Annotated in this window: 16 protein-coding genes and 1 riboswitch; of the genes, 5 read left to right on the top strand and 11 right to left on the bottom strand. The window is 39.1% G+C overall.

The genetic code is table 11. The features are described 5' to 3' along the window. Nucleotides 1-417 precede the first annotated feature (417 nt). From BLL40_RS17625 to BLL40_RS09300, 7 genes are all read right to left on the bottom strand, one after another. Nucleotides 418-1239 (bottom strand): peptidoglycan-binding protein, encoded by an 822-nt coding sequence (locus tag BLL40_RS17625; RefSeq protein ID WP_073711619.1) that lies wholly within the window; start codon nt 1237-1239, stop codon nt 418-420. A gap of 86 nt (nt 1240-1325) precedes the next feature. Beyond that, nucleotides 1326-1499: a phage holin family protein gene (locus BLL40_RS09275; RefSeq protein WP_083566456.1), complete on the bottom strand. Its 174-nt coding sequence runs from the start codon at nt 1497-1499 to the stop codon at nt 1326-1328. 655 nt (nt 1500-2154) lie between these two features. Further along, a complete protein-coding gene (locus tag BLL40_RS09280; RefSeq protein ID WP_073711620.1) occupies nt 2155-2919 on the bottom strand; it encodes a hypothetical protein in 765 nt (254 codons plus the stop codon). Continuing rightward, a complete protein-coding gene (locus tag BLL40_RS09285; protein ID WP_245797923.1) occupies nt 2912-6706 on the bottom strand; it encodes a DEAD/DEAH box helicase in 3795 nt (1264 codons plus the stop codon). Before BLL40_RS09285 ends, BLL40_RS09280 begins: the two co-directional genes overlap by 8 nt. 271 nt (nt 6707-6977) lie before the next feature. Then, nucleotides 6978-7685: a M48 family metallopeptidase gene (locus tag BLL40_RS09290; protein ID WP_073711622.1), complete on the bottom strand. Its 708-nt coding sequence runs from the start codon at nt 7683-7685 to the stop codon at nt 6978-6980. A 157-nt stretch (nt 7686-7842) separates the two neighbouring features. Beyond that, a complete protein-coding gene (locus BLL40_RS09295) occupies nt 7843-8376 on the bottom strand; it encodes a YehS family protein (RefSeq protein WP_073711623.1) in 534 nt (177 codons plus the stop codon). A gap of 348 nt (nt 8377-8724) precedes the next feature. Continuing rightward, nucleotides 8725-9312 (bottom strand): NAD(P)H-dependent oxidoreductase, encoded by a 588-nt coding sequence (locus tag BLL40_RS09300; RefSeq protein WP_073711624.1) that lies wholly within the window; start codon nt 9310-9312, stop codon nt 8725-8727. Between the two features lie 119 nt (nt 9313-9431). Here BLL40_RS09300 and BLL40_RS09305 point away from each other — a divergent pair, with 119 nt between their 5' ends. Next, nucleotides 9432-9860: a MarR family winged helix-turn-helix transcriptional regulator gene (locus BLL40_RS09305; protein ID WP_073711625.1), complete on the top strand. Its 429-nt coding sequence runs from the start codon at nt 9432-9434 to the stop codon at nt 9858-9860. Between the two features lie 290 nt (nt 9861-10150). Here the strand turns inward: BLL40_RS09305 and BLL40_RS09310 are convergent, their stop codons facing one another. Then, on the bottom strand, nt 10151-11023 hold the full coding sequence (locus BLL40_RS09310) for an amidase (protein WP_073711626.1): 873 nt from the start codon (nt 11021-11023) through the stop codon (nt 10151-10153). A gap of 47 nt (nt 11024-11070) precedes the next feature. Beyond that, nucleotides 11071-11160: riboswitch (cyclic di-GMP riboswitch) on the bottom strand. Nucleotides 11161-11472: 312 nt separating this feature from the next. Next, nucleotides 11473-12975, bottom strand: coding sequence for a malate:quinone oxidoreductase (locus BLL40_RS09315; RefSeq protein ID WP_073711627.1), 1503 nt, complete (start codon nt 12973-12975; stop codon nt 11473-11475). 405 nt (nt 12976-13380) lie between these two features. On the opposite strand from BLL40_RS09315, the gene BLL40_RS09320 reads away from it, so the two are divergent. Continuing rightward, nucleotides 13381-14013: a LysE family transporter gene (locus tag BLL40_RS09320; RefSeq protein ID WP_073711628.1), complete on the top strand. Its 633-nt coding sequence runs from the start codon at nt 13381-13383 to the stop codon at nt 14011-14013. 369 nt (nt 14014-14382) lie between these two features. Here BLL40_RS09320 and BLL40_RS09325 read toward each other — a convergent pair whose 3' ends face one another. Together BLL40_RS09325 and BLL40_RS09330 are read right to left on the bottom strand one after the other, a co-directional pair. Beyond that, nucleotides 14383-14766: a retropepsin-like aspartic protease gene (locus tag BLL40_RS09325; RefSeq protein WP_159434216.1), complete on the bottom strand. Its 384-nt coding sequence runs from the start codon at nt 14764-14766 to the stop codon at nt 14383-14385. Beyond that, nucleotides 14766-15023 carry a hypothetical protein gene (locus BLL40_RS09330; protein ID WP_073711629.1) on the bottom strand — a complete coding sequence of 86 codons (258 nt, stop codon included), beginning with the start codon at nt 15021-15023 and terminating at the stop codon, nt 14766-14768. The genes BLL40_RS09325 and BLL40_RS09330 overlap by 1 nt, the downstream gene beginning before the upstream one ends. A gap of 255 nt (nt 15024-15278) precedes the next feature. Between BLL40_RS09330 and BLL40_RS09335 the strand changes: the two genes are divergently transcribed. The 3 genes from BLL40_RS09335 (at nt 15279) to BLL40_RS09340 (ending at nt 17167) form a co-directional block, all read left to right on the top strand. Further along, entirely contained in the window at nt 15279-15560 is a 282-nt protein-coding gene (locus BLL40_RS09335; RefSeq protein ID WP_073711630.1) for a hypothetical protein, read from the top strand. 138 nt (nt 15561-15698) lie between these two features. Next, the gene (locus BLL40_RS18015; RefSeq protein ID WP_281247248.1) at nt 15699-15827 is read left to right on the top strand and encodes a hypothetical protein; all 129 of its coding nucleotides are present in this window, start codon (nt 15699-15701) and stop codon (nt 15825-15827) included. 671 nt (nt 15828-16498) lie between these two features. Then, complete coding sequence (locus BLL40_RS09340) at nt 16499-17167, top strand: DNA alkylation repair protein (RefSeq protein ID WP_073711631.1); 669 nt, start codon at nt 16499-16501, stop codon at nt 17165-17167. The last annotated feature ends 421 nt before the right edge of the window (nt 17168-17588 follow it).

Below are 17588 nucleotides of genomic sequence, written 5' to 3' on the forward strand. Positions count from 1 at the left end.
AATCAGGCTTTTATGGGCAGTGGATTCCCCGCTTATCCTTCTTTTCTTTTCGAAGTCTTGAAGCGGGTGTCTTACTGCCCGTTAATGTGGGATAAATTATCTCATCATCATTATTTATACTATCGAACCATAAATTTTAGTTTTATGTTGGAATGATAGCAACTTTATGCCAATGTTAACCTTGTTCAATTCGTTCTCTCGTATTTTAACTCGTGCCGGACTTCCCTGCCAATCCATTCCCCGCGCCATTCGAAAGATTTTCTAATTAAAAATTTTTTTCGAAATTAGATGGGCAAGCTAAAAATATGTTTTTTTGATATACATAAAAACCCCTCAAATGAACTGCTGCACCCCAATTGTTAGACACACAACTAACAATTGGAGGTACAATTCATTTGCGTTGGGGTTTTTTCATTTTTATTTCGCTTTGCTCATTCGATACAGCATAGACCACACTTCTTCTCTTGTCACAGGCCGTTGCGGATATGTTCCATCGCTAATACCGTTTTCTTTCACCCACTTCTGCGCTTCCGCGAATCGCGGTGAAGGTGCTGCATCCTTTTTATAGTCTGCATTCAATTCTGCTTCCCCCTTTTTTGATTCTTCAGATTTTAATTTTGTTAACGTCTTTGTTCCGGCAATGCCGTCCACAGTAAGTCCATTTGCTTTTTGATATGACTTAACCGCTGCCTCCGTTGCCGGTCCAAAATCACCGTCTGCCATAATGTTATATCCTGCTGATCGCAACAATACTTGTAGCTCTTTTACAGACGTGCCACTGTCGTCTTTTTCAAGATAGTTTTTCGGTGTACTCACGACATTTATTTTTGCTTGTATAGCATCAAGCGTTTTGTCCGTTCCGTAACCTTTATAGTTATATTGAAGATGCGGACTATCCCATCCCCATCTGTGTCCACTTTCAAATCCGAGCTGTTCAGCCTGCTCAATCGCCGTCAGAAATGGATGTTTTTTGTAGCCGTTCCAGTCTGCTTTTCCGTTCACGATCGGCACGAAATCGAGTGCTTGTCCAACAAGGTGATAAGACTTCATTGTTTGACTGATGCCTTGATCCACATTTGTTTTTTGAGTCGCAACCGTGCGAATTGTTTCATAAATTAATACATCCACTTTATTATCAATGCACCACTGATACCACTGGTTCGCTTTTACTTTTGTATTCGGTCCTAAATCTTTTAGATGATTAAGATTACGCTCATGATAAGTTGGTATCCAGCTCACTTCTCTTCACCGTCCACTTTCTGCTTAATTTTAGTTTCCTTCGTGACCTTCAGGACTGGTTCTACTTTTATTTCATTCTCCTCTTTCTATTGCATAAAAAAAGAACTAAGTTGCTTCAGTACTTTCAAGCCGAGGTGGCCAACGTTTTCTATAAATGTATGCCCTCCGATTAAAAACATAATCATTATGTTACACATAAACTGGCCACCTGTACCGCTTATATTGTCCAGCTGCACGGTCACGACGACGGCAAAAATGATCGCTGTTTTTTCATCAGCTCACGAAAGCCAATCTCATCATCATGATTGCAAACACCTTAATCAAATGGTTCACTCCCCGACAAAATAAGCGACAGCTGATATGCTGCCGCCTAAAACGGATGTGTATGACGTGTTTGTATTGGGTTGCTTTCGGATTTTTTGTAGAAAAAAGAGACCTGCGTATGCAGCGGCGCATTATTGTCCGGATGTGAAACAATAAAGCACCACCATTAATGATTGAGTCAACGTATTCAACTTGACCTTTAAGTTTATTAAATTGAAATGGATTGATGAGTTTAAAGAAAAGAAGGGATTCACTACCTTATTCATTATGCGCTCGAACAGTCGGACAATCGAGACCGCTAAAGCGATCCTTTGTTCGAAGACGATTCATCCCCCACTTACTACTGGGCTACAGCCTTCTCGTATTTGAAGATGGGGGATTCTCGCCTATTTTCGATAAAGTGAAACTTCATTCAGTGGGGGTTTTCTTCATCCCCCACTGAATGTTAGTTGAACCAATCGGGCTTTTACGGGCAGTTGATCCCCCGCTTGTCCTCCTTTTCTTTTCGACGGCTTGAAGCGGGGGTCTTACTGCCCGTTAATGCGGGATAAAAAAAGGCGAGCCGCAAATCAAAGAATGAACCTTGCATATTTACTCAGAAAATTCGGCTGTTGCCGTCCATTTTTCTCGCCATTCCAACCGTTCTTGCTCTTCTATTTGTTTTTCGAGCGCATCATCCCAGCGTTCGAGCCACGTATTCCAGACGCGCGCGTAGAAAATGTCCTGTTCTTTGTTGTACATTCGAAACTCCAAACATGGAGCATGTTGGACCATCCGTTGATTGAAGCTCTTTACATCATCCACTACCGTTTGAAAGCCGTTTTCCTCCATCCGATTTTCTCTCTCAGCAAGAATCTTTAACATTCGATCCACATTGATAAGATCCTGATTATTCACATACCGATAAAGCGACAGTTCTTCTTCCGTTACGGGCACAGGTTCGGTCATCGCCGGCCAAAATTTATCATGACTTGGGCTGTAAAAAAGCACTGTCCACTCTTCTTCCATTTCTTCGTCAATGATGCCTGTCTTCAGCTGCTCATGTCCTTTCTGCGTTAACTTATATCCTTCTTTCTCCAGATGGATTAAGCCCATTCGCTGCATTTTTTCGATTAAATCTACAATGAACAGCTCCTCTACTAGCAGCATTTCGGACAAATTGGCCGCCCGCCGGATATTGGCCTGCTCAAAAGCGAGCAGCAACATTTTCATGAGAATATCCATTTTAGACCGCTTTACCCGCTTGAATGCCACATCAAATGTCACGACTGGCAAATTCCACATAACTGACTCCTTGATTTGGACAGCTGGGTTCTCAAGCAAAGTGGCACGTAAACGTTTTTTCAACTTATTCATGCTGCGTCACCTCTTCAAGCGTTCGCAGCCCATGTTGTTTTTTGGCTGCTTCTAATACGTGCGTATACATGTTTCTTGTGTCCGCTTGTTTCGTCCGCTCAGTAAACATCTTTGTACTGCCGATTAAAACGAGTAGCTCTCTCGCTCTCGATAGGGCGACATTCAGCCGGCGGTAGTCTTTGGCGAAGCCGATGTCATCCTGTTTATTATGGTGATTGCGCACCATGCTTAACAGAATGACATCCATTTCCATACCTTGAAACCGGTCCACTGTCCCGGTGCGAATAGTCAAGTGACGCAAGCGAAGCTCCTGATGAATCAAGCGGTCAATCCTTTTCACTTGTTCCCCGTAAAAACTGATTACACCAATGCTTTTTTTCTCATCAGCTTTCATTCTTCCAGCTTGCTTCGCCTGTGCGGCCGCTTCATCCAATTCCTTCAGCAAAGCACCCGTCCTCCTCAATTCAGCCGGGTTATACAGGCTTTTTCCACCTTTCATTCTTTCTTCGAAAAACGCGGGCTCGTTCGGCATATCCACCCATAATAGATGATTGTCCCGCTGTATGAGCGGTGATTCCAGCAAGTGATCCCGTTCCAAATCAGAATCGGTCAAGCCGCATTGGAGTCGGTCACTTTCCTGCTCATAAAACGGCGTAATGGCTGCCATAATGTTTTCATGCATCCGATACTGGATCGCAAGCATCGTTTTATTGCTTTTCGGCAAGTTTTTAAACAACCGTTCAAACAGCGATTCTTTTAACAGCTTCTTTAATTCCACTTTTCCTTCAAAGTCTTCACTTTCGTCCGCCATTTCCTGCAGCGTCTCTTCCAGCGTATCATTTCCTATAAGAGGCGGCAGCTGGTGGTGGTCGCCGACTAAAATGATTTTTTTCCCTTTCAACATCGGCAAAAGCAGCTCCGGTGGGGTCGCTTTTGACACTTCATCGATGATCACCACATCAAAAACAGGATAATTGTCGAGAAAATCTTTTCGCGCAGATGCCACGCACGTCGTTCCGATCACATTCGCATGCTTCACATATAATTTTCGGATTTCATCCAAGTCGTGATCACTTGCTTTTTCCAGCAGTGACAGCCACTTTTCTTGAACCGACTGGAACAGTGGGAGTTTCTGCTTTTCCTGCTTTAACGACTCCCGTGTAAAGGATAGACTCGCCAGGTGCTTTAACACCCTTTCATGTTCTCGTTCCGCTTGTGTAGAGAGGATTACATGTAAAGGTGCCAGTTCTTCTTCTTTTCGGCTTATTGTGTCACGCAGTTCCTTTAGATGAGTCTCCAATTGAGCAAGCTTTTGTTCAGCCCCCTTCAGCTGAGCAGCTTTTTCTAATCGTTCAATACGATTTGTTTCAATGCGCCGCTCCACTTGTTCGTACTGTTCTTTCTTTTTTTGCAAATGAAGAGCTTTTTTCTCGTTTTGCTGGAGAGCCTCTTTTGCGTTAGCGATCCATTCCTGTAACGCCGCCATCTGCTGATGCTTACTTTGAAGCGAACGGAGCTCAGCACGCTGCTCTTCCAGCACTTGCAAGAATTTTTGGCATGACACTTTATTCATCTGCTGCTTTTGCTGCAGCAGGTGAATCATTTCCTGCTTCAGCAAGCGAAATGTTTCAATCGCGGTTTCTTTATAATGATCATACGATTTTAACCTTTTCGCCTTCTGCCACACGAAGTGCCGCCGGCGGTATAACCCTTCAAGATAGTCCCCTAGCGTCCTCACATCTATATTGGGATTTTGCTTTACTGCCTTCCTCAATTCATCCAAAAAATGATCGATTTCATCAGCCCTATAAGATGACGCCCCATTCCCGGCACGCTGCTTCAACTGATCAATTGATACACGTTGCCGAATGAAAAGCTGCTCGACGTATGAAATTGCGCGGTTTAATTGGTCATTATACGCTTTTAATTTCGTGAACTGATTCAATTCTCCGCGAATGCAGTCCAGCTCAGCCAGCAGCTGCTCGGCTCGTAGAGATCGTTCTATATAATGTTCAAGCAAGATCCATTTCAGGCCGTCGATTCGTTTAACAGCCGCTATTTTTGCAGAAGCAACGTCCGTCTGATTGATCTCAGTAGCCCGCTTCTCACATTCGCCCGCCGCTTGATCGATGTTTTGTTTTTTTCGATTGATTTCTTCTTGAAGTTCATCGCAGGCTATCACACGGTGCAGCCGTTGCATCAATTGCTGGGCAGACTCCCATTCTTTTTGCAGAGCCCCTTTATCCGACTCATCACGAAGAAACGTTTCATCCTGTTCAATAGACGTTTCCAGTGAGCGAAGCGCCTGCTCTGCTTCCTGTACTTGTTGCCTAGCAGCCCTCTGTTTCTGTTCAGCTACCGGCACATCCTTTTTCTGTTCCTCAATAAACGATTGGCCTTCATCAAACTCTTTTTGCGCTACTTTTTTAACTTCCAGTGCCCTTTCTGCTTGAGCAAGCACTGGCTGAAGTTGCTCCTGCTCTTTTTCATTCAAAGCCCATTCTGCTTCCAGTTCTGTTTTCCGTTTTTTGCACGCTTCAAACTGAGCAAAGACTTCTTGCTGCGTCTGGTCTTTCCAATACTGTCCCACATTTTCTTCAATGAATTTCTTGCCTTCTTCTTCAATGCTTTCTGTGCGCCCTACCCGAAGAATGCGAATGTCTTTATTCGCTAACAATCGTCCAAGGGCATTGTCGACCGCCAAATTCGACTGCGAAGCGACCAATGTACGCAGCCCCACCTTCGCATTTTGCAGGCAAATTTCAGAAATGACCGTTGTTTTTCCAGTTCCAGGCGGTCCTTGAATGACGTATAAGTCTTCCGCAGACATAGCACCTATGACCGCTTCCTGCTGGAACTCGTTCAAGTGATTGTGAAATTGTAATCTAGCTTGCCTTTTTGGCGCTCGGACCGGCGGCTTGTTTTCAAATAAAAGGCGTTCAAGCTCCGGATTCGCAGCCAGGCCGTTTTCTAAATGCTTAAACCCTTGCCGCAGTCTTTTCACCTGGCTCACTGTCGCAAAATTGCTGAAGACGACTTCTTTTTGATTCATATGGAGCCGCTGCTGCCTGGCCTCTTCCTCCATATAACCGTGGAGTTCCACTTCAACCGTGCGAGCGGAACGATTCGCTTTCAGTACCTTCCCGATATCTTTATCAATCCCCTTGAGTTTGACGCTCAAATCTTTGAGTGACTTCCATTCCTTTTCACCTAGCTGGCAGCCCGTAATCGTCACCCGGCTGAAATCACCATTGAATGTAAGCCCCGAATAGCGCGACGCCATGTCTGGAATATCCGCATGCCGCTCCTGGATTTTCAAATAGCCTTCCCAGCTCGCAATACGCTTTTTCACATACACTGAACTTTCCTGCGCAACCGGCATTTCGTGAATCAAGCTCAGTACATCAAGCGGGACCGGCATCCCCCGCTTTACGTTCAAATCAAACGTTAGATCCACCGGACGGCGCCAATTCGTCTGCACTGATGTATGCGCCACTCTCGTCGTCACATTCGTTGCAATGAACCGGTCCTTCTCCACCACACAATGCATAACGATCACAAGCCCATTGTACTTATCGGCCATGTGCGCATTCGCCTTATTGTCAAAGAATAATGCGACCGAAAGAAGGCGATCCGCCGCCTGCGGATACTTTTCTATATAAACGTGAAACGATTTCTCCAACGAAAAAAACGAGCGCTCATCCAGCCCGAGCTCCCGCATTTTGTCCCTCGCCTTATTCGTCAAAGTTACCGGACAACAATATGTCCTAATATATTTCTTCATCATGTGTCCACCTGCTTTAGTCAGCACCAAAAAGTTTTTAATTGGTTTTCATCCAACTGAATTATAGCATACTATGCATGAGCTTTTAGCAGGTACGAGCTCTTTTCTATAACTCAACACTCTTTCTTCACAATCTTGTTAAAGCCCTCTATTCGGCTTCCTAATATAGGGGGCGCAGGCGTCGGTATTGAGCCTTTACAATGTCATTTTAATTTAATAAAGATTTAAGCTTACTTATGTAGTGCAATAGCAATGTTTACAATGATGCCAACTGTTAAACAGTCATTTTCCAACTTGATAATGCTAACCAGTTTTCCAGTTCCTTATAATCGGGCATTATTTTTCCAACAAGGCGCCAAAAAGAGCGATCGTGATTTAGATGGACCATATGACACATTTCATGAACGACTACGTAGTCGATCACCTTCAGTGGGGCCATTGCCAACTTCCAATTAAATGTTAACTGCAGATTTGAATCACAGGTTCCCCAGGTACGGTTACTATCAGAAATACGGATAGACCGTGGTTTTATTTTAAAGTTGCTTTGATAGATCTGAATTCGCTTCTCTACTAACGCTTTACACTGCCGAGAATAAAATCGTTTTAAGGCTTTTTTTATTTTTTCATCCTCAAATTGTTTCACGTATATATGCAACTTATCCCCTTCAAACACGACATGATCTTTCTTGATATTTATATCTTGAGAAATCTGTATAGGATATTCATCTCCTAAATAAAGAAAGCTTTCACCATGATCATAGACCTTTTCCTTTGGCCCGAGCATTCTATCTTTCATTTCTTTTGAGTTTTGCTGAATCCATTCCCATTTTTCCTCTAATAATGGAAGCATGCATTCAACAGGTGTCCCTTTAGGAGCCTGGACTTCAACATGGCCATAAAGATCTATATAAATGCCTATGGATGTCCGCTTTTTGTAATTTATATTAAAACTAATTGTCTCGCCTGAGTATGTATGTATCATTTAATCACCTAGAGTATCCGTTAATGTTATTTTTGCATTACGACTATACATAATGTTTGGCTAAGAAAAAATACATTGTTTCAAAACTAGAAATGACAAAGTTTGCTCGGCATATTTCACCATTTATAATCCATATATATGGGTAGTTAATAATCTTTTATCCTCTATATTTTACAGCTAACCCTTTTAAGAAATTCCTTGCGTATCTATCCCCGCACTCTTTGTAATTTTTATGGCCTTCTTTTCTTAATAACGCACTTAATTCACCTTTTGTTACAATGACTCCTACTTCTTCCAATATATCAAGCATATCCTCACTTGTTAACGCTAATGCTATTTTTAATTTCTTTAAAATGAGGTTATTTACACTTTCTTGACTCTTTGAAGCCATTGGTTGTTTATCAAGCTGCCCTGGTTTTGGCTCTTGTTTCCCTCTTTTAAACGTAATAAAGCCATTTAAAAACGACTCTAACATCGTCTTGCTACATTTTACTTCATCTTCATTTTCTGCTAAATCACTATCATTATCCGCTTCATTTCCGTAACTGTTTTTTGATTTTGTAAGCATCTTGAGCACTTCTTCTTTTGTTACTTCAATGCCACCAAGTTTAAATATCTCTACCATATCTGTATTTTTTATATCCAAAGCATATCTTAATCTGATTAATACATCATCATTACTCATACTCATCGTGAAACCTCCTAAAATATTGACGATTTGCATAGCAGTCAAAGTACATTCTCTAAAGCCCTTCAAATTTCAATCCTTAATGTTAAATATAACAGTATCACCGAGAATAGTCCTTACAATCGTATCTCCAGCAATACAACAAACCAGCCTTTTTTAAGCAAATGCCCATTAATTTAATACTTTAACACTTTGATGATATATTTTATAGTTTTACTTCAATTAATATTTATGGAACTTATCCCTAGACCTTCTACACTTATATAGACAGAAAAACTAAGGTTACGTACACTTGACCTAAAATAGAGAAGAAACCCAAAGTTTAATCTGAATAAGATGAAAATGTTTTTCTTAACGGTCTACTTTTTTGAAATAACGATAAACTTTTTCTAATTTTTTTATTTGTTTTCCCTTTGGACTTTCCATATTACCAAATTCAAAAAACTTCACTTTTTTGATTCCTACAAAATGAAATAAGGCTCTTTTCATCAATATTTTATGCGCATTATTCAACCAGAGAAGAGGATAATTTGTAGGCCCTTTCATGGTGGACACACATACAACAGACTTTCCTTTCAAAAGCCCTTCTGGTAGAAGTCCCTTGTTATCCCTATAGGCAAAATTTGCAGCAAATAATTGATCAATGTATCCCATAAGCATTGCGGGAGGTCTTCCCCACCAGATTGGATAGACAAAAACAATCTTGTCAGCCCAAGTGATTTGTTTTCTATATTTTTCAAAGTGAGGATCTTGATGCATATCACGTCTTCGTTTATGCTCATTAAACACTAGGAGTGGATTAAAGTCTTCACCATATAAATCTAAGACCTGTAACTCCTTTATGTTAGGATTTTCCTTACTTCCTTTGATCACTTTTTGTAAAAATGCATAACTTAAACTTTTGTGATTAGGATATGTGTAAATAACTAGCATTTTCATAACGCACCCCATTACTTATCATTTGATAAGTAAACAATAGCACTCCCGGCTTTTTATTGTCAAATGATAATTGTATTCTGATAATAATTTTGTTATCTTGTCACTAAGAGGTGAGAGTTATGGACAAAAAAGCTCTTTTTGATAAATTTGTGTCATTTACAACATCTGTACATCGTACGACACACGAATTAACACAAAACGTCAAATCAGATTCGATAACGCCAGTTCAATATAGCATTCTGGAGTATATAACCGTTAGTCAGCCTGTTACCCCTAGTGAAATTAGTGATTGTCAGCATATATCTATGCCGAATACGAGTCGTGAGTTAAAAAAATTAAGTGAAAAAAATTTAATCGAAAAATTAAATGATACCGAAGATCGACGAAAACAATATATTCGTCTCTCCAAAGAAGGTGAAACCATGATGAACGAAGCCTTTTCCTCTATAGAATGTCGCTTCCTAAACCGAATACAAAATGCTTCAAAAGAAGATTTAGAGGATATTGACCGCGCTCTAGATATTCTTCAGACAAAACTACTTTATTAATAGGCATGAACTATGAGAACAAAGCTCCCTCGATTGAAGGTTGTTTACAGTTAATCAACTTTCAATCGAGGGAGCTCTTGTATTAAGTATTTTTTTACAAAAATCAATTTTTCCAGATATTTGCTTGATAATAAGCAAAAAAGAATACTTAAGGGCTATCTGCGTTAAAAATAAAGTATTCCCTTTTTACGGTAAACCTGTAATCATTTGAATTAAACGACAAAAAAACATATAAAATAGCAGTAGATCCCAATAATATGGTCATTACTGCTAGAAAATTTATTCTCTTTTTAAGGTTTCAATGTCATCCAGCTTCCGACATGGTGAACCGCCGTCCCATTAAATCCTGGAGTATTAGCATAGTATGTCTGTAAGGTTGTAAGCTGCTGATTCATGTAAGACTCGCCTTCTTCAAAAAAGGAGATGCTATTTCCTTCACTTGTCTGTCCTGTTTCTACCCCAACCACTAGCGACTTCCCATATTGCCCAGCCCAAGCTACTTCCTCTCTGACAAGATCAATAATCATTGATGCAGAATCTCGGTACGCCATAATGGTTACACTGTTTGTTTTCGCAATCACCCACTCAGCAAGTAGACCATTGCCATAAGTATTTTTAAATGAGATTTCATCAAACCAAAATGGCAAGTCTACCTCAAGCGAAAGATTTAAAGCAGTTGTACTGTTTTTTGCTTTGACTAACAGTGCTTGATAGGATTTGATCGTTTCTGCTTGCTTCGTTTTCCATCCGCTATATAAATAGGGTTCTATGTCCAAATGCACACCGGCAAACTTTTGTATAACTGTCGATCCCTTTTGATAGTTATACAGCCAGTTCATCAATTGATTCTGGCTCTTATATCCTTTTGGCGCTACCCAGTCAGGCGCACCATCCAAAGCATAAACTTCTATTCCTCTTACAGAAGCTTTCTCAATAAAGCTCCGATACACATTTAAAGAAATGTCGTAATCAATCTGTACGTATACCTTGTTTAATTGTTTGCTTTCAAGAAAATCTATCGTACCCGCTTCGTCACTGACAATCATCCATGGATTCCAAAGCCACGTTGCCCGATCTTGAGTTGTAGATGCTTCCACCTTAAAATCGGCCTCCCCTGAAACAAATGTGATAAGCAAAATGACCGTCATCAACAAATTTCTCATTCTACAAAGTCCCCCCATTCTGTAAGCCATGGCGCACAGAACAAGCACCTGGCAACCTGACAACCATGCGCTTTAAACAGCGGTTAGGCTCACGGCTTTGCGTCCTTCCCTTTCGGAGAAGTTTGCCTTTTTCAGATTATTTATCCACTAATTATACCTATTCTAAAGGTTCACCGTCTAGCTCTTTTTGTTACACTTGAGCAGCGGCCCTTTTATTGCTCTGATTTTTTCTTTAATGCTCTCCGATAATAAGGTTCTCCGCAGCCTCTTTAAATGAAAATTTCCCCAAAAAAAGAACCTTCAATCTATAGATAGATCAAAGATTCTATGTTTCATTTTTCATGACATCCTATTATTCCCAACCTCTTCATGATAGAAACGATTGTCCATTGTTAAAAAATGTTGCTTAAACTTTTTCATTAAATACCTTTGTTTCTATATCCAAAGAATTAACTATAAACTAGCTCTTTTTCGCTTAGACAAAGCGTCTCTGCTGTTGATGTATGAATTTCGTACAGAAGCTCTGGATTTTCCATTAGTGACATGCCATTAGAAGGAATCATTTCTTTAATTTTCGGCTCCCACTCTTTCATATGTTGCGGGAAGCATTTTTCAAGTACCTCAAGCATAACATGAACAGCAGTAGAAGCACCTGGAGAAGCACCTAGTAATGCTGCAATGGAGCCATCAGCGGCACTAACAACTTCCGTACCAAATTGAAGCGTTCCTTTACCGCCAGCTTCAGTATCTTTGATCACTTGCACACGTTGGCCCGCTACGACAAAATCCCAATCCTCAGCTTTGGCGTTCGGGATAAACTCTCGTAACTCTTCCATGCGCTGTTCTTTTGATAGCATCACTTGTCGGACCAAGTAGTCTGTCAATGACATGTTTTTTGCACCTGCCGACAACATCGTTAAGAGATTATCTGGTTTTACGGACGTGACCAAATCAAACATTGAACCAGTTTTTAAAAACTTTGGTGAGAAGCCTGCAAACGGTCCAAATAGCAACGATTTTTTATTGTCGATAAATCGTGTGTCAAGATGCGGAACAGACATTGGAGGAGCACCAACCTTTGCTTTTCCGTATACTTTTGCATGATGCTGCGCTACAACATCCGGATTATTACACACCATAAATATTCCACTTACCGGGAATCCGCCAATATGTTTCCCTTCAGGTATACCGGATTTTTGCAGTAAATGCAGGCTTCCTCCCCCGCCCCCGATAAAGACGAATTTTGCAGTATGGCGTTCGACAGTGCCGCTATCGAGATTCCGCACTTTCAATTCCCACAAGCCGTCGCTAGTACGTTTAATATCATTAACACTATGGTTGTAGTTTATATCGACATTTTGGTTCTCTAAGTGGTCAAACAACATGCGCGTTAAAGCGCCAAAATTGACATCCGTTCCAGAGTCGATTTTTGTTGCTGCTATCGGTTCATTCGATGTGCGGCCTTGCATAATAAGCGGCATCCATTCCATCAATTTTTTTGGATCACCGGAAAATTCCATCCCTTGGAATAGGGGATTGTTTGACAGTGCTTCAAAACGTTTCTTTAAAAACGTTACATTTTGTTCCCCTTCTACTAAACTCATATGAGGCAACGGCATGATAAAGTCTTGTGGATTGTGTATCAGCTTGTTGTTTACAAGATAAGACCAAAATTGCATTGAAATCTGAAACTGTTCATTAATATTGATCGCTTTACTAATGTCTACCGATCCATCCGGTTTTTCGACCGTATAGTTCAGCTCGCACAGTGCCGCATGCCCCGTGCCCGCATTATTCCATTCGTTAGAGCTTTCCTCTCCTGCGTTTGAGAGCTTCTCCAATACTGTAATATTCCAGTCCGGTACTAATTCTTTCAGAAGTGTCCCTAAAGTCGCACTCATGATTCCGGCACCAATTAAGATGACGTCTGTTTTAGTTTCTCTGTTGCTCATATTTACCATCCTTATACCGTAGAATTTGCAGAAAGAGGATGTAGGCGCTCCTGCTTAGGCATCACACCAAGCCAAGACGCGACCTAGGAACACACCTTTTCTGTATCAATTATAAACTTATCTTAATGTACTATAACCTTATCTCAGTGTACCAAATTATTTATAAGTGTATCAAACTTTTTATAAGTATATCACAATTATTGATAAGTATATCACAATTATTGATAGATTAAAATATCTACTATAATCAAAAAGGCTTTCCTTGGGAACATTGTACCTATTAAATCTGTAATCAAATCACCATCTTCAGCATTATTGTCGTACTGCGTATCAATTAGGCATTCCAATTTTGACTAAAACAGTATAGACTAATACAATAAAGTCATTTTTAAAGGAAGTAATATTATGGATAACCTTGGTGCATACATTACAATAATCATGATGATGGCTCTCTTGCCTGGAGCAGATACAATACTTCTTGTGAAGAATACTCTTGCTCACGGAACAACAGCTGGACGTTATACGATACTCGGTATGGCAGTAGGACTTTCTTTTTGGACACTTATTTCTCTTCTTGGATTATCAATTGTCATCGCACAATCAGCGGTTCTTTTCAGTACAATCAAATATTTGGGAGCCGCATACTTGATTTATTTAGGTGTAAGAGGTTTTTTTGCTAAAAGTGTGCTTTCTTTAGAGCAAATTCAAGCAAATACACCTCCTTCCTTAACGAAATCTTCAAATCAGTATAATAAAGATTCCTTTATGCAAGCGTTATTTAATAATATTCTTAATCCGAAGGCTGGTTTGGTTTATATCACTATAATGCCTCAATTTATCGATTTAAACGGAAATGTAAATCAGCAACTGATTGTATTAGGATTAATTGCTACCATACTCGCAGTAAGCTGGTTTCTAATCCTTATTTATTTAATAGATTATGCAAAAAAGTGGTTACAAAATTCTGAATTCCTTAAGGCTTTTCAAAAGTTAACTAGCATAATTTTAGTAGGTTTTGGCGTGAAAACAGCACTTTGAATTTTTTGAGTTTACTATCAATCCATCGTTTTTTCTTACCGTACGGAAATTCCGAACGGTTTTTTCTTTTTCAAACGGCCAATATTCATTGTTTACATTTTTTCAAACAACCTACATCTTTTTCACCCCCTAACAGTTTCGGTCAACTATTGTACAATAAATAAACAAGAAAGAGGCTTGTGATGATCGACGAGATCAACATGAGCCTCTTTCTATGGTGCAAAATAACGCAAAAAGTAGCAAACATCCTTTTCCTTTCAGAATTGGTCGTGTTCAGAAAAGGATATTAACTCCACTTAGTTACCATTTAAGTTAGTGGGCACATGTAAAATAAAAGACAAGTACAGAATAATCATCTATACTTGTCTTTCAATTGAATTCTATTGTTAGTTTGTCTATGTTAATTATTGCTTTCGTTTGCTGTAAAAAATCCAGTCCAATAATCCCGTCTAAATCAAAACCATAATTCATTGCCCCAACTTCTAACGGAAAATCTTTTGTCTCTGTTTCTCCAATTTTGATTGAATCAACCCTTTTAGAAAAGACAAATTCTGAACCTCCAACTCCACTAATGCGATATATCATGTCATCTTCTTCAGCAATAATCCCTATCGATTCAGCTAAATCTGTTGAAATAATTGTGCCTCCTGAACCTGTGTCAACCAAAACACGCTTAAGCCCTAATGATTGTCCTCTAAATGTTAATTCCATATCAGTAAGTAATAGCCCAGCTTCAATTATTAACCTTTTCACTACCGCCTTACACCTACCCATTTTTTCTCAATGATATTGGGGTTCTTACGATTGGTATGAAGAACATATAGTTCACGAGTGGGATTTCCACGATGAAGTTCTTGATAAGCTTTCATTGCATCGGGAGAATTGGAAAATTTCTTTAAAGGAGTAATTTCTTCTAAAATGCGTTCACTTTTCTCATTCGTATAAGCTTGTACAGCTTCAATCAACACCCATTGCTCTGGGAACGCTTGGCATACATCTTCCCATTTCATTTGAGTCACCTCCAAAGGTATTTATATACATTTTACCATGTTAGGATTGGTTTTTAACAGTACCGCTATTAATCCCTTTTCAACAAATCTTTTTCGTTACTTCAATCTTTTTTATTTTACCATCATCTCAAAGAAAAGACACAAAACCTTTGATATTCAACATTGTCGTACTGTTGACCAATAAGCTACTTGCTATTTTTCAAGAAAAACTATAATTTAAACACAAGATATCTGTAGAATAGGAGTAATTTATACATGCGTTACCTGAAGTTTTTTGCTTATCAATTTCTATTATTCAATGCACTTATTGCTCTCAATTTTTACTTTGATGAATCCATTCATAAACCGTTTAGCCTTATCGGCATACTTAAAACGTTAATAACTATTTTGCTCGCTATGTCAGCTTTTGGCTGGATGGATAAACTTAAAAACCGCCTAGAGTCAATCCGATTAAGAAACAAACTATTACTTTCTTTCTTAGCTTTTGTTTCAGCATTCTTTTTCTTTGGTCTGCTTACTGGTGAGATAATGTTTTAATTTTCAATTCCCCATAAACAGTTTGTGTCGACTGTTAATTAAAATTAATTTCTAGACTGGATGTCGCTAGCTTTAAACTTGATAAGCATCTAATTTAGGTTTATATTTTTATCATCACCTAGAAACGGAGGGGCTAAAATGCATTGGTTTCGTCTAATTCCTGTTATTTTTTTCTCTTTATCCACTTTGTCATTGTTTACATTTCAATTCGAAGGAATAGTAAGTTCTATTCATGAATTAATGGAATTTTACAATCAAAAGTCTTAATAGATTGGTACGAATTCCTTAAATGGGATTTTCTTTTGTAAATCAATTAAAGCAGGTATTCCTACCTTTCGCACTTTCAGTCTTTTTTTGATTCATACTCCTTATTTCATACATCTAAATAGCTGGAAGTAATCTCAGCTTTTTTGTATATATTTTTCTGAATTGGTTAGACTTTGTTTATAAGTCGGTTTCCCTAACTATCTTTTCTCTTCCCACTTTTGTATCCAAACAAGGAAACCGACCGTATTTAATTCTATCCACTTTGAAATTCAAAAGGAGTATCCATTGTGCTGTACTTAATTATTAGTCTCATACTTCTAGCAATTTTATTTTTCATTATCCCAGAATATGGTTGTGGTTGTTTAGGCTTAATTATTCTTATATTGATCGTCCTATTTATACTTCAAATGCTTCCTACTCTTTTTCCAATTTTGAATCAACTCATCTCTGTATTATAATGACAATAGCGCATCGAGTTTTTAATTGGCAATACCTATTGTGTTTTTCCTTTTTATCCCACTATCAGAATCCCATTTCTATTTTCCTGCTGTCGCCTCCATCCCATTCCATGACTGTGATCTCCCTCATATCCCTGGCCATCTTTAAAGTACGATGTTGCTTATTTACTTATCATGTTAAAGCACCTATTACTTTATTTATGGAGGAACTTTATGAATTTTTATATTCAAGAACTAATTAACCTGTATCTCCAACACACTGATATAAAATATGCTGAGTGGTCTAAAAATTATTTGAGAAACCAATTTGATTTTTTGGGTATACGAACTCCGATTCGACGATCATTAACTAAACAGTTTCTGAAAGATCAGGGATTACCGCCAAAAGATAAACTTAAAGATGTCATTCTTATTCTTTGGGATCTCCCAGAACGGGAATACCAAAAAGCAGCACTTGACATTCTCGAAAAGACAAAAAAGCAACTTGGTCCTGATGATATGCCTTGGTTAGGCAATTTGATTATAAATAAGTCATGGTGGGATACAGTAGATGTACTCTCCCCTCATGTCATGGGGTATATGTTTTCCACGTACCCTAAACTCATTCCTCAATATTCCGAACAGTGGATAGATGATGAGAATATTTGGTTACAACGAGCCGCGATATTGTATCAACTTTATTACAAAGATGAAACAGATGAAGAACGCCTATTCCGATACATCTTAAAAAGAGCGAATAGCGATGAATTCTTTGTCCAAAAGGCAATCGGTTGGGTATTACGTGAATATGCAAAAACTCGCCCTGTGAACGTAAAATCTTTTGTCTCTCAACACCAATTAAAACCGCTTAGCAAGCGAGAAGCTTTGAAACATCTTTCTTAAAGGGATTAAGATAATCTCTATTTTGAAAAGAAATGTGATATACGATTGAATCTTTCTTATTGTGCTAATAGGTTCTTTAGCGGAATGAAGATTTCTGAAAAACGACTCCATTATTAAGATATCTGTTCGGCCACCCTTGTAATAAACTTTAAAATTGGCTGTGTATTACGCCACAGAATCTTTGTCGCATATTCTGAAAATAGATAAGGGGCTCCTCTCTCCAATTTACTGTTTGCTGAGGTTTTCTCCTGCCTTTCGTTTCGATTTCCCCGATTCGGTAGCCTGTAAATTTTCAGCATGTCGAACATTCTCAAACCAATGCACTGAGTAATCCTTCTAGTTTCGGATTAGGATAGTAATCTACATAGCTACCAGATCCTCGAGCAATGACGCAATATTCTTTATCACCCCGAGCTTTTGA

It is taken from the genome of Domibacillus mangrovi (genome assembly GCF_001906925.1).
Lineage (GTDB): Bacteria > Bacillota > Bacilli > Bacillales > Domibacillaceae > Domibacillus > Domibacillus mangrovi.